This window comes from uncultured Campylobacter sp. (assembly GCF_938031315.1).
In the GTDB taxonomy this organism is placed as follows: domain Bacteria; phylum Campylobacterota; class Campylobacteria; order Campylobacterales; family Campylobacteraceae; genus Campylobacter_B.
Window position 1 is genome coordinate 1 of the sequence record NZ_CALHHT010000503.1, and the last position, 12,947, is coordinate 12,947.

Below are 12,947 nucleotides of genomic sequence, written 5' to 3' on the forward strand. Positions count from 1 at the left end.
GCGAGCTGAGCGCAAGCCCCTTTGAGAGCAAGGATGCCGCCCGCGAGTATTTTGTGTAAAATCCAAACCGCCATCCAGGTTGTATTTGATAGGCGTAAAAACGATACATAAGCGCAAGAAGCTGCGATAGCAGATACAAGAGTAAAATTTAAATGGTAACGCCCGAAATATACCGAAAATGCGTCAGGCTCAGAGTTAAATTTAACCGCCGCGAGCGCTAAATTTAAACGCAAAAGCGAGCAAATTTTATAGGCTCAAGGAGCGTTTATGGAGTATTTCAAACTGTTTTTCGTAAAGATCCCAGGCCGCGCCAGAGAGGACGACCATACGAGCGCGCACGATCAGATAATCGCGCCGCTACTGCAAAATGCGCTCGCCGCCTATGTCTATAACGGCCGCAAAGATAGCATCGTGGGGGCATTCGGCAGTGTGGAGCACCCGCTAAACTTAAGCGAGTTTAGTTTTCTCGTGCGCGAGCGGGGCAAATTTCGCCTCGATCTCGCGCGCGAATGCGTAAACGGCGCCGAGATTTTTTGGAACGCTTGCAGTTTTAGGCGCGGCTCGGTCGTTGTTTTGCTTGAGGGCGAGTTTGATCTGGCGCCTATTTTGCGCCGCTGTGCCGAGATAAGCATAGACGAGACGCCAAATATGAGCAACAGCCCCGCGGCGACCAAGCTTGCCAAGCGCGCGATGAGCGAGGGGCGGATCGCCGTGCTTTTTAGCGCGTCAAACGGGATAGAGTGGATGGATATCTACGCTCCAAAGGCGGTGCGGGATAAAATTTTAAAACTTGCGGATGAGACAAACGGGGATGAAATTTAAAATTTAAAAGCCGAGCTCTGCGCTAAATTTCACGCTGGATGGCATTATGCGCCCCTGTGCGCGCAGACAAAAACAGAGGTCGCGAAAATAGATTTCGCACCTATCGCCCTCTACGCCTTGATAAAAGATAAAACAAAATGATCGCCGCCAAAACCGCCGCGATTGCGGCGTAAATTTTACCCATGCCGCCGTAGCTTTTGGAGCTGTCGCTTAAATACAGATTTATTACCGCGCCGTTACCCGTTGAAATTTCAAGCTTCGCGCCCTTTGCGCCGTTTAGCTTTACGCGCAACATATTTGCCGCGGGGCTTGAAATTTCGGGCTTATCCATAAAAGAGTAGCTGGTTTTATAGCTTTTCATCAAATCGTTGCAGTCTTTCGGGGTTACGAATATGTCGTAAAACGCGCCGTTTTTCACGCTCAGATTTTCTCCGCCTTGCACGACGAAGTATCTAAATTTAGGCGCCTGTGTGATAAACTCCCACCGCAGCGTCTTTTGCTTCCCGCCCTGCTCGTAATTAAACTCCGCGCCGTATTTGGTGTCAAATTTAAAAACCTCTCTGCTGAAAAGCACGAACTGCCTATCGCTTAAAATGGCGTTAGGATCGGAGTTTTTGTCTAAAATTTTAACGTTTTGAAGCTCCCTGCCGCCTTCGTAAATTTTAAAACTTTTCATCGCTACGGGCGGCTGGGCGGAATTAAACTCCACGCTTACGGGATTTGCGGTAATTTTGCACTCTGGCATGGGGTCTGGAATTTCATTGCTGAAAAACGCAAGCGCGGGCTCGTCGTTCGGGTAATACACATAGGGGTGCGAGTTTAGCGCGGTGGCGCCTTTGAACTTATCCTCCCTCATCCGCAGCGTTTCGTTTTTACACATCCCCAGTAGAAATTTGCCGCCTCCTTCGTCGTTTAAATTCCGCGAGCAAAAGGCGTTGAGGCGTGAATTTCCCATCTCAAAAACGTAGCTACTTTTTTTGCCGTGCTCAAAATAGCCGATGCCGATCTCATCCGAGGCAAAATCCAAAAATGCAAATCTATGGTAAATCGCGCTTAAAAGCCCGTCGATCGCGCTTTTTAGATCGCTTGAATTATAGGATAAATTTTCCCTCACGACGGCATTATAGCCTGCGTAAAAAGCGCGCTTTGACGGATTCTCGCCCGTAAAATTCGGCTTGCCCGGGGTCTCGTCGTGCGACATCGCCTCGTTTGCGACGACATATTTTGCGTGATTAAGCGCGGAGGTGTTTAAAATTTCATTCTGCGAAAGCTGATTTAGCCCCGATTTTGCGCGCACATTGTTGATGTAGCTTAGCGGATCGTCGTAAAAGGAAAAGCCGCTCATCGCAACGAGCGGCTGTTTTAAATTTGAAGGGGTGTTTTCGCATGCGGCAAAAAGCGCGCAGATCGCCCCGAGGCCCAGAAGCCTAAGCCGTAGGGCCCGCTTTAGCAAACTCGACCCCCTCTTTTACGTCCTCGTAGCGTTTAAAATTCGCCTCAAACATGCTCGCTAGTTTATCGCGAGTTGCGACGTATTGGCCCTTGTTTTCCCATGTATTGATCGGATTTAGCAGCTTAGTCTCGACGCCTGCGAGCTCTTTTGGGATCGCGAGGTTAAATTTCTCGAAATTTTCAAATTCGCACTTTTTGATGCTGCCGTCTAAGATCGCGTTTATGCATGCGCGCGTAGCCTTGATGCTCATTCGCTTGCCCACGCCGTATGCGCCGCCGCTCCAGCCGGTATTTACCAGATAGACGCTAACATTATGCTTGTCGATCTTTTCGCCTAGCAGCTTAGCGTAAACGGTCGGGTGTAGCGGCATAAACGGCTCGCCAAAGCACGCGCTAAATGTCGCGACGGGCTCGGTGATACCGCGCTCGGTGCCCGCGACTTTTGCCGTATAGCCGCTGAGGAAATAATACATCGCCTGCTCTTTGGTTAGTTTTGCGACCGGAGGCAAAACGCCGAATGCGTCGGCTGTTAGGAAGATGATGTTTTTGGGATGGCCGCCCGCAGAGCTTGGCTCGTAGCCCTCGATATGATAGATCGGGTAGCTGACGCGGGTGTTTTCGGTCTTGCTGCCGTCTTTGTAGTCCACGACGCCAGCCTCATCTGCGACCACGTTTTCAAGCAGCGCGTCGCGTTTGATCGCGGCGTAAATTTCAGGCTCGCTGCTCGGGTCTAAATTTATGCACTTCGCGTAGCAGCCGCCCTCGAAGTTAAATATCCCCTCATCGTCCCAGCCGTGCTCATCATCGCCTATTAGCTTGCGATTAGGATCGGTCGATAGCGTCGTTTTGCCCGTGCCGCTTAGACCAAAAAATAGCGCCGTGTCGCCCTCTTTGCCCACGTTTGCCGAGCAGTGCATCGACATCTTGCCCGCAAGCGGTAGCCAGTAGTTCATCATCGAAAAAATTCCTTTTTTCATCTCGCCGCCGTACCAGGTGCCGCCGATGACGGCGACGTTTTCCTCAACGTTAAAAATAACGAAAACGTCGCTGTGAAGCCCGTCGCTCGCGTAATCTTCGTTTTTGCATTTGCACGCGTTGTAAACGACGAAATCAGGATGAAATTCCGCTAGCTCGCTCTTGCTTGGGCGGATGAACATATTTTTAACAAAATGCGCCTGCCACGCGACTTCGGTTACGAAGCGCACGTTTTTGCGGCTGGATTTGCTCGCGCCGCAAAATGCGTCTTGGATAAAGATTTCCTTGCCGCTTAGCTGGGCTTTTGCCTTGGTTAAAAGCTTATCGAAAAGCTCTTTTGAGATAGGCTGATTTATCTTGCCCCAGGCGATGTATTTTTGGCTCGGGTCTTGTTTTACAAAGTACTTATCCTTTGGGCTGCGACCCGTAAAGATGCCGGTATCGACCATAAAGGTGCCGTTGCTTGATACGCGCCCCTCGCCTCTTGCCTTTTCAAGCTCAAAAAGCTCGTCGTAGCTTAGGTTGTGATTGATTTTTTTGATATTTTTAAGACCTAGTTTATCCAGATCGTTCGGAGTTGCCATTTTGCGTCCTTTTTAAATTAAATTTTGATAAAAGATTGCGCTATTATAGCTTAAAATTTAGGTGAGCTCGCTTAAGCACCGAGGATGATCGCCATGAAATTTAGGCGGAAGCGCCCGCCTAAATTTTAGAGCTTATCTTAAAATCGCGAGCACTTGATCGGCATCGACCGTATCGCCCTGGGCGACTAAAATTTTATCGATTATACCTTTGCGCGGGCTTTCGATATTTATCTCCATCTTCATCGCTTCAAGAACGATGACATTCTGCCCCGCCTTAACAGCGTCGCCTTCCTTTATTAAAATTTTAAATACGTTGCTAGGAAGCGTCGCTTTTACTTCGTTGTCGTCCGTACCGCTTGCCTTGCTTTCAGGAGCGGCTTGCACTTGCGGCTTTGCGGGCGCTGAGGTATCGAAGCTGACGTCGTATCGATCGCCGTTTACGAGCACGTTTTGCCCGGCGAATTCTACGCTGTAAATTTTGCCGTTAATTTTAACGTCAAATTTGCCATTTTTAGAAATACCGTTTTGATGGCTTGCAGCGGGCGCTACGTCCTCTTTTTTGCGGCTCATCACCTTGCCCTCGCCTTTTAAAAACGCGATGCCTTTTTCTTTGCACGCAAGCGCGATAAATATGTTCTCCTCGCTAGGCTCGATGCCCTGCTCGCGTAGAATCTTCTGCGCATACGCGACGCTCTTGCTCTCGTCGGCATCGGCGATATCTACGGCATGCTTGGTCGTAGGCTGTAGTCCCAGCTGCTCCGCCGCCATCTTAATCACGCCGTCGTCGGGTTTAACGGGCGTTTTACCGAAATAGCCTAGCACCATCTTGCCGTAGCCCTCGGCGATCTTTTTCCACGGGCCGAACATTACGTTGTTAAACGCCTGCTGAAAATAAAACTGACTGACCGGCGTCACGCTCGTGCCGAAACCGCCCTTTTCGACGACCTCTCGCATAGCCTTGATGACGGCTGGAAATTTGTCTAAAATTTTATTATCGCGCATCATCTGCGTATTTGCGGTAAGCGCGCCCCCTGGCATCGGCGAAAACGGAATGAGCGGGCTTACTTGCGTGGCCTCTGGCGGCATGAAGTAATCCTTCAAGCACTCGCCCAAAACCTCTTCGTATTTTAAAATTTTCTCTGCATCCAGGCCCAGGTCGAAATTTTGTCCCTTCGTCGCGTGCAACAGCGTGAGGATGTCTGGCTGGCTAGTGCCGCCGCTTACGGGATGCGCGGCAAGGTCGATGCCGTCTACGCCCGCAACGAGCGCAGCCTGATAGCATGCGACGCTAACGCCCGCCGTCTCGTGAGTGTGCAGGCGGATATGTACGCCGTCGCCTAAAATTTTACGCGCGCGCTTGATCGTCTCATAGACCTTCTGCGGGCTGCTCGTGCCGCTTGCGTCTTTGAAGCAGATACTGTCAAACGGGATCTGCGCGTCTAAAATTTGACGCAGAATTCTCTCGTAAAACGCCGCATCGTGCGCGCCGCTGCATCCCGGCGGCAGATCCATCATCGTAACCACGACTTCATGTTTAAGACCGTGACGATGTATGCATTCGCCGCTAAATTTTAAATTTTCCACGTCGTTTAGCGCGTCGAAATTTCGAATCGTCGTCGTGCCGTGTTTGGCAAAAAGCTTGGCGTGCAGATCGATGATCTCTCGGCTGCCGGTATCGAGCGTGACGGTATTGACGCCGCGGCTAAGGGTCTGCAGGTTCGCCCCCTCGCCCACGATGCTTCTAAATTTATCCATCATCTCAAACGCGTCTTCGTTTAGGTAAAAATACAGGCTCTGAAACCGCGCGCCGCCGCCGAACTCAAAGTGCGTGATGCCTGCCTCTTTGGCCGCGCTAACGGCAGGCAAAAAGTCCGCCATCGCCACGCGCGCGCCGAAAACTGACTGAAATCCGTCGCGAAAAGTCGTATCCATAACGTCGATAAGCTTTTTAGCCATTTTTAGCTCCTAGATTAAATTTTGCAAATTCTAATATTTCTAGCCTAAAAAAGCTTTTAAAATAGAAATTTTATATGAATTTCGCCTGCGTTCGCTTGCGGTGGCGGAATTAAAATTTGGTAGCAAAATTAAAAAATTTAATGCGAGCGGGAGCAATTGTGGCAGCGAGCGGGAGCCGGCGGGGGCTCTCACAAGGATGCCGAATTTTATTCGCGTAAAATTCTCTAATTCAAAATTTAGCTCGAAATTTTGCCGCGAGAATGAAATTTTTAGCGAAAATATCTGCAATTTATTATAAAATTACGCGCAGAAAGGATGTTCATGGCTTTAAAATTTCAAAACAGATACTCTAAAAAATTCCTAATTTTCTGCGCAGTGTGGGCGCTTTGCTGGCTGGCGTTTTCATATTTTTTCCTGCAAAAATTTCTTTTCATCTATCCAGAAAACTTTAGCGTGCATGTGCGTTTCGCGCTTTGCGCCGTGGCGTTAGGAGCGATCATTTTAGCCTGCGGCGAAGCAAGCATATACGCCGCTATATGCGGATACGCGGTATGGTTTTACGGAGCGGTGCTTGGGCTAATCTCGTCGCTAAATTTGGCCAAAATCCGTGTCGTGTTGCGCGAAGATGGCGAAATGGGAGGGATAAGCGGCTGCGGCGGGGCGGTTAAATTTTTAAATTTGGACTTAAGCGCGGTGCCGATTTTTAAGCCGTTTAACAGCTGCGCGTTTGACGTACCCGCAGTGCCGGCCGATGCGGCGCTAGAGGGGCTGCAAGCCAAGCTAGCGGCGCTTTATAGCGGAGGTTGGTATCTCCTTCCGACAAGCAAAAGCGTGGATCTGGCGCAATTTTGGAGTATGATTTTTATATTTTTCGGAATTGTTTGGATTGTTGGAATTTTGCTTGGATTTATAAATAAAAGGGCGCAGAGATAATCCCTGCGCCAAAGAAGCTATTGGACAATTACCAACGCATCTGAACTATAAACATTTTCTATAGTTCTTAGATTTGCCGAATTCCAAACGGTAGCGCATAGTCCATCGTACCCCTTTGTAAGGGTAATTTGGGAAGAACTATTATATGTATATGTAGCGCAAACCGAACCTTTAGCCATAATAGGATTTGTAACATTTGTCATATTGGCAAAATCCGCACTATAACTTCCTTGCGAAGTATAGTAGCCTATCATATCGCCCAAGGACATAACTATACTCTGTGCTGCCCTCACAACCTCTGCATCATCGCGCGTAGCTGCTAGTTTTGGAATGGCAATTGCCGCCAAAACACCTAAAATCACGATCACGAAAATTAATTCGATCATAGTAAAGCCCTTCATGTTTTTATCCTTTGATAAAAAATTTTTGGACTTATATTATAAGACGTTTACTATAAATTTAGCTTAAAAATTCTTTGCGAACTCCAACATTTCAGGTAAAAATTTCACCACATTCGCACCGATCGCCACATAATGGTTATTTATCAGGCTTTTTCCGTTATAAAGAGGCGCCTTCATCGTCTTTAGATCTACTACCGCTCCGCCGCTTTGATGCAGCAAAAAATCCCCAGCGGCGATGTCCCAAAGCGAGCAGTCGCTAAATCTCGCATACGCGCTGGCGCCTCCCTCGGCTAAGATACAAAATTTTATCGCAGAGCCTTTGCGCACTAGCTGCATTTTAAATTTTTGCGCAAATTGCGGATATTTTTCGGATCTGCTATGTCGGCCGTGCATGAAGATTTGCGGCGCGCTAGCGGGGCGAGCGAGCAGCGCGCCGTTTTTATAGACTCCGCCGCCATTCGAGCTATATATGTCGCCGCTTACGGGCACGCCGATCGCCGATAAAATCGGGCGCCCATGCTCGATAAGCGCGATGCAGACGCAAAACTCGCCGTTGCGCGCGATGAACTCCTTCGTGCCGTCCAGCGGATCTATGAGCCAAAATCTCTCCTCGCTCATGCGCCGCTTGCTATCCAGCACGCACTCTTCCGAGCAGATTGCGATACCGCTAGGCTCTAGGGTGCGCATTATCACATCGTTTGCCGCAAGATCGGCATTCGTAAGCGGCGATCTGTCCGCTTTGACAAAGACATCAAATTTGTCGTAGTTTTGCATTATCGCGACGTTTGCCTTTTTTGCGGCGCCCTCGGCAAGCGCCAAAAGCTCATCCAAGCCCACTTTCGCTCCTTAAATTTACTGGCAATTCTATCAAATTTAAAATTCCAAATCTATAAATTTACGCAAGTAAAAACGGGCGAAATTCCAAAACTCTTTAGAATTTTAATATTCTTTTTTATATAATTGCTAAAATTTTTTAAAGGATCAACATGACCCCAGTCGTATTAGATAGCGTTAAACACGCGGATTTACAGTATCACGCGGATGCATTCCCTACCGCGCCTTTCGTGCCTGTAATCGCGCCGGAGATTCCGTTTTGCGCAGACAACCTCGTTATCGTATTTACCATCGAAAAAGAGCCCAAAATGGTGGCGCTGCTAGGACGCACCAAAAACGTCCTAATCGATAAGGATTATAAGGGAGCGGTGCCTTCCTCGGTGCAGAATTATCCGTTTTTCCTAGCCCAGATCGGCGAGCAGACGGCGATCTGCTTCGATGAGGACGCGCAGCAGATCAAAGGCGACGGCGAGGCGCTTTTTAAAGACGGCAAGCCGACGCCGTTTTTACAAAATTTAAAAGAGGTAATGAAAAATTACGCCGATTTGGATATGCGCACGCGCGTTGCGGCGGCGGAATTTCAAAAGGCGGGGATTTTAGAAGCCAAGGAGCTTGGTATCAACTCTAGCGGCAAGGAATCGTCTCTGCTGAACGGCTTTTCGGTCGTAAATCGCGAAAAGCTTTTGAAGCTAAGCGATAAAAAGCTCGCGGATTTTGCGCGCCGCGGATATCTGGAGCTAGCGTATTTCCACCTAAAAAGCCTTGCAAATTTTCAGCGCCTAGGCGATAAGATCATGCAGCTTGATCCGCCGACCGCGCCGAAAGAAGCGAAAAAATAGACGTTTTCGCCTCCTAAGTAGCTCATAATTTTTAGAATTTAATGTCGCAGATTTATAAAACTTGTAAAACTTACGATTGTTTCGGGGTTTGAAGTTGCCATAACCGCATGCGAGCTTGAAGCCCTAGGAGGCTTTATTCGCGGCTAAGCTAAATACACCGCAAATTTAGTCCTAAAATTTTAGCATAGGGTTTTATAACAAAAATTTTGCAACAACACAGTACGCAAGATTCCACGCTTAAAATTTCAAGCGAGAAATTTTACTATAAAATTCTATTAAATTTAAAATTTAATTTAAGCAGATCAATTTATAAAATTTTATTCACACCGCCTAAAACTTTAGTTTTAAATTTAATCCTGCTCTTGCGCTGAAATTTTACTCGCGATTTATAAAAATTCCCGCGGCTCGTAGATTTGCACGCTGCGTGCATCGCTGATAGCAGCATTTATCATCCCGTGGGCGATACTTGCGCCTCTAAGTGGTCTAAATTTACCAAACGAGCAAACAGCAGTTTAAAAAGCACCACTGCAAGCCGCTCTAGCGGGCGAGCATCCGATCTCTCGCCCAAGATTAACGGCGGACGAACGATCTGAAGGCTGTCAAAGCCAAGCTCGCTCACGCTCCGCTCGATACGTCTTTTGGCGCGCAGATAAAAGCTTAGCGAGCCCTCGTTTGCGCCCGGAGATGACACAAGCACGAAGCGCAGCGCGCCCGCTGCTTTGCCCCATTTCGCCGCCGCATAGACGTAGTCTACATCCACGCGCAAAAACGCCTCGCGCGAACCCGCCTGCTTCATCGTCGTACCCAGCGCGCAAAAAATTTCGTCAAATTTATGCGGCGCGATATCCGAGATGCCCTCAAAATCAATGATCCGCGCGCGAAGCTTAGGGCGGCAAAAGCCTATCTCGCGGCGCACCCACGCCTCTACCTCATCGTAACCCGGACTCTCGCAAAGCTCGCGCACCAGTTCCCTGCCTACGACGCCCGTAGCGCCAAGCACCAAGGCGGATTTTCCCATTTTCGCTCCTTGAATTTCTTTAAATTTTAACGCGTTGTGTGGTTAAATTTTACTTTTACCGTGCCAAAAATTTCGTCTAGTTTGCAAGTCGAGCCCGAAAATTGCGCGCTTGAGCTCGCATCGCAAGTAAAATCCATAGCTCACGCGTTAAATTTCAAAGCCACGTTCGGCGCGAAATGTATATCAAATCAGCTTAAATTTTATAAGACTATACGCAGTCTAGAAGCTGCCGTTTCATCGCGATGCGCTAAAAGCGTAAAAATTAGCATCTGCCCACGTAGTCAAATCGCACAGCCCCCAAGCTAAACTCGAAGTTGTTTCGATCCACCGCGCCTACGCACGCGTCGCTATCGTAAAGCGCGAGCAGGAATTCCGCCATCTCCTCGCTCGAGTGATAGCGCTTAAAAGCCGCGTCGTAGTCGTAGCCCGCGTCATCCGTCGCCACGGGGCCAAAAATTCCGTCCTGCAAGGGTAAAATTTCGCGGCGGAATGAACGAGCTAAATTTAAAATCAAATCTGTGCGCGGAGTAGAAAGCGGCCGAGCTAAGCTTGCGCCGCCGCCAGCGTTATGATCCGCTTAACCACTTCGCTTGCCGCTTTTAAAGAGCTTACGGGAATATACTCGTAGATCGAGTGGAAATTGTGCCCGCCGGTAAAGAGGTTCGGGCACGGCAGCCCCTTTGCGGAGATGACGGCGCCGTCGTAGCCGCCTCGCATAGGCTTGATCTTAGGCTCGATATTTAGGCTTTTAAAAGCCTGCTTCGCAAGGCGAATTGCTGGCGCGTCGTCGTTTTTCAAAAAGTTATAGACGTTTTTATAGCGGTCGTTTAGCGAAATTTCGATCCGATCGCCCCAGATCGCGCGAAGCCCGTCCGCAGTTTTTTGCAAAAATTCCATACGCTGCTCGTATCTTTTCTCGTCAAATTCCCTCACGTCGATCTTTAGGACGGTCTTTGCGCTGTTGCCGCTAAGCTCCTTGACCCAAAAATAGCCCTCCTTGCCCTCTGTGTATTCGGGCGCCTCGCCCGCGGGCAGCAGCGAGATAAACTTATGCGCCAAAAGCAAGGAATTTACGAGCTTGCCCTTGGCGTTCATCGGATGAGCGGACTGGCCCTTGAAGGTAACGACGCAATCGCCCGCGTTCCAATTCTCGTAGATAAACTCGCCGATGCCGCAGCAATCAAGGCAGTAGCCAAAATCCGCGCCTACCTCGCTTACATCCAGCGCCTTTGCGCCGCGCAAGCCCTGCTCCTCGTCCGGCACGAAGCAAGCGATTATCTCGCCGTGCTTGATCTGCGGATTTTGGACGAAAAATTCCAGCGCATTTACGATCGCAGCGATCGCCGCTTTATCGTCGGCGCCTAGCAAGCTAGTACCGTCCGTTACGATGATTTCATCTCCTTTATAATCTTGCAGCTCCTCATTTTCGCTCTCTTTAAGATAGATCCCAAGCTCTTTATTTAGGCAGATATCGCCGCCTTCGTATCTTACGATCTGCGCTTTGGTGTCGCTGCTCTGCTCGGCGCTGGTATCGAGGTGAGCAAAAAACGCTATGCTCGCAGCGGGCGCGTCTAAATTTGATGGAATTTTAGCGATCAAAATCGACTTCTCGCTAAGGCTGATATTTTCGATGCCCAGGGCTTCTAGCTCGCCTTTTATGAGGCCTGCGAGCTCAAGCTCCTTGGGGTTTGAGGGCATTATGCCCGCAGCACCCGCGGCTCTATTTGTGGTGGTGTTGATCTTGGTATAGTTTAAAAACCTCTGCACGATATCCACAAATAAGCCTTTTATAAAATGACAAATGCGATGACGCAGACGGATAGAAACATCCCTAGAGCCGTTCTTTTGGCGATCTGAATAGGGTTTACCATCGCAAGTCCCGCGCAAACGATACAAGCGCCCGCGATCGGCGATGCGCTCCTGCCTAGCGCGCCGCTTATCGCAACCGCCATACCGAGCCTATCTTGTTCAAAGCCTAACACATCGGCGTGCACGGTCACGGCGGTGTTAAACGCCATCGCCGCCGCATCTCCCGAGCCCGTTACGACGCCCATAAAAAACGGCACGAAGGTTCCGCCGAATTTTACGTAGCCCTGCTCGCCCTTCAGCCACTCGATTACGAAATCGATCGCTCCGCACGCACTAAGTCCCGCGACGAAGACGCCTGCTGCGATGATGATACCTATGATCTCGGCATATGCGCTACCCATTCCTTTGAAAAATTCCTTCGTAATTTTTTGAGGATCGGTTAGAGTAACGGCGATGGTGAGGATAGCGCCCAGTAGCATCGCTTCGGCGACGCCCATCTTCGTCCATTTTAGGAAAGAGACCTGATTTAGGCTCGTGCCGCCGATTACCAAGATCACTAGAGGCACTAACGGCATAAGCGCGTATAAGACGTTTATCTTTTGAGGCTGCGCGTCTAAATTTGAACCGTCGGCGGAATTTGACGCGGCGGAATTTGCGCCGCCCTCTCTTTGCGCTAGATAATTCACCCCCTTGGTGTAGTCTTTGCAAACTATCGCCGTTATACTCATTACGATCAAAACCACGATCAAAGCGGTAATCGCGCTGGAAAACTGCACGGCGATGACGTCTTGAACCGTGTAAGATGAGTTGTGCGCCTTTACCATATCGGCTACAAATACGTTGTGCGCCGAGCCCGGGCTTAAAACGCTACCGAAAGTTCCCGCAAACACCGCCGCACCCGCCATCTCCGGTTTAACGCCCGCTGCCATCATCACGGGGATCAGCGTAGCGCCGACCGCAGCCGAGCAGCCCGCAGCGGAGGGGATAGCGATATTGATAAAATATGTAAGCGCTACGACGATAGGGATCAATAAAAATCCGATATTGCCAAGAGGCCTGGTTAGTAAATTTACGAGCGCGCGGTCGCAGCCGGTAAATTTCATCACGAAGGCAAAACCCATACTGGCGCAGATCGCCTTAATAAGACCTGCTTTAGTCATATACGAGGTAAAGGCGCCCAGCCCGTCCAGCGGCTTTAGACAAAGCACGCACAGCACCAAACCCACGCCGATAAGCACGGTTTTGGTATCCTTTTTCATGATCAGTAAAGCGACGACTGCGACGATGCCCGCAAGCGCCAAAAATAGCCTAAACGTCTGCACGA

Annotated in this window: 12 protein-coding genes; 3 read left to right on the forward strand and 9 right to left on the reverse strand. The window is 49.4% G+C overall.

The genetic code is table 11. The features are described 5' to 3' along the window. Window positions 1–267: 267 nt before the first annotated feature. Window positions 268–822, forward strand: coding sequence for a hypothetical protein (locus Q0236_RS12375; RefSeq protein ID WP_297918570.1), 555 nt, complete (start codon window positions 268–270; stop codon window positions 820–822). A 100-nt stretch (window positions 823–922) separates the two neighbouring features. Here the strand turns inward: Q0236_RS12375 and Q0236_RS12380 are convergent, their stop codons facing one another. From Q0236_RS12380 to Q0236_RS12390, 3 genes are all read right to left on the reverse strand, one after another. After that, window positions 923–2,275 carry a CAP domain-containing protein gene (locus tag Q0236_RS12380; RefSeq protein WP_297918573.1) on the reverse strand — a complete coding sequence of 451 codons (1,353 nt, stop codon included), beginning with the start codon at window positions 2,273–2,275 and terminating at the stop codon, window positions 923–925. Continuing rightward, window positions 2,250–3,833: a phosphoenolpyruvate carboxykinase (ATP) gene (pckA, locus tag Q0236_RS12385; RefSeq protein ID WP_297918576.1), complete on the reverse strand. Its 1,584-nt coding sequence runs from the start codon at window positions 3,831–3,833 to the stop codon at window positions 2,250–2,252. The genes Q0236_RS12380 and pckA overlap by 26 nt, the downstream gene beginning before the upstream one ends. A gap of 132 nt (window positions 3,834–3,965) precedes the next feature. Continuing rightward, window positions 3,966–5,789: a biotin/lipoyl-containing protein gene (locus Q0236_RS12390; RefSeq protein ID WP_297918579.1), complete on the reverse strand. Its 1,824-nt coding sequence runs from the start codon at window positions 5,787–5,789 to the stop codon at window positions 3,966–3,968. Window positions 5,790–6,110: 321 nt separating this feature from the next. On the opposite strand from Q0236_RS12390, the gene Q0236_RS12395 reads away from it, so the two are divergent. After that, entirely contained in the window at window positions 6,111–6,722 is a 612-nt protein-coding gene (locus Q0236_RS12395) for a hypothetical protein (protein WP_297918582.1), read from the forward strand. Window positions 6,723–6,739: 17 nt separating this feature from the next. On the opposite strand, the gene Q0236_RS13325 is transcribed toward Q0236_RS12395, so the two are convergent. Together Q0236_RS13325 and Q0236_RS12405 are read right to left on the reverse strand one after the other, a co-directional pair. Beyond that, on the reverse strand, window positions 6,740–7,123 hold the full coding sequence (locus Q0236_RS13325; RefSeq protein ID WP_367274752.1) for a type IV pilin protein: 384 nt from the start codon (window positions 7,121–7,123) through the stop codon (window positions 6,740–6,742). Window positions 7,124–7,186: 63 nt separating this feature from the next. Next, the gene (locus Q0236_RS12405) at window positions 7,187–7,960 is read right to left on the reverse strand and encodes a 3'(2'),5'-bisphosphate nucleotidase CysQ (protein WP_297918585.1); all 774 of its coding nucleotides are present in this window, start codon (window positions 7,958–7,960) and stop codon (window positions 7,187–7,189) included. A 149-nt stretch (window positions 7,961–8,109) separates the two neighbouring features. Here Q0236_RS12405 and Q0236_RS12410 point away from each other — a divergent pair, with 149 nt between their 5' ends. Then, window positions 8,110–8,796, forward strand: coding sequence for a SapC family protein (locus Q0236_RS12410; RefSeq protein WP_297918589.1), 687 nt, complete (start codon window positions 8,110–8,112; stop codon window positions 8,794–8,796). Between the two features lie 448 nt (window positions 8,797–9,244). Here the strand turns inward: Q0236_RS12410 and Q0236_RS12415 are convergent, their stop codons facing one another. From Q0236_RS12415 to dcuC, 4 genes are all read right to left on the reverse strand, one after another. Next, on the reverse strand, window positions 9,245–9,814 hold the full coding sequence (locus Q0236_RS12415; protein WP_297918592.1) for an NAD(P)H-binding protein: 570 nt from the start codon (window positions 9,812–9,814) through the stop codon (window positions 9,245–9,247). 262 nt (window positions 9,815–10,076) lie between these two features. Then, entirely contained in the window at window positions 10,077–10,259 is a 183-nt protein-coding gene (locus Q0236_RS12420) for a hypothetical protein (protein WP_297918595.1), read from the reverse strand. A 98-nt stretch (window positions 10,260–10,357) separates the two neighbouring features. Further along, entirely contained in the window at window positions 10,358–11,590 is a 1,233-nt protein-coding gene (pepT, locus tag Q0236_RS12425) for a peptidase T (RefSeq protein WP_297918599.1), read from the reverse strand. Between the two features lie 11 nt (window positions 11,591–11,601). Further along, entirely contained in the window at window positions 11,602–12,945 is a 1,344-nt protein-coding gene (gene dcuC, locus Q0236_RS12430) for a C4-dicarboxylate transporter DcuC (protein ID WP_297918603.1), read from the reverse strand. Window positions 12,946–12,947: the final 2 nt, after the last annotated feature.